Consider the following 347-nt stretch of genomic DNA (forward strand, 5'->3'; position numbering starts at 1 on the left):
ATTGGTTCTAGGGCACTTTAGATAAGTTGGCTCTATTTTTCTTGTCCTTTCGTACTGGGAAAAATGGTTAATAGATAGAAACCGACCTGGATTACTCCGGTCTGAACTCAGATCACGTAGGACTTTAATCGTTGAACAAACGAACCATTAATAGCGGCTGCACCATTGGGATGTCCTGATCCAACATCGAGGTCGTAAACCCTATTGTCGATAGGGACTCTAGAATAGGATTGCGCTGTTATCCCTAGGGTAACTTGTTCCGTTGATCAAATATTATTTGGGTCAATAAGTAACGCGTAGAGCACTTTGGCTTGTAAGCCTTGGTTTTGTTATTCGGAGGATTTTTT

1 rRNA gene is annotated in these 347 nt (G+C 41.5%); it reads right to left on the minus strand.

Annotated features, from left to right (window positions below):
• Positions 1 to 69: 69 nt before the first annotated feature.
• A 23S ribosomal RNA gene (locus tag CRJ03_RS20050) occupies positions 70 to 347 on the minus strand; the annotation flags it as partial.

This window comes from Roseovarius nitratireducens (assembly GCF_002925845.1).
GTDB lineage: Bacteria > Pseudomonadota > Alphaproteobacteria > Rhodobacterales > Rhodobacteraceae > Roseovarius > Roseovarius nitratireducens.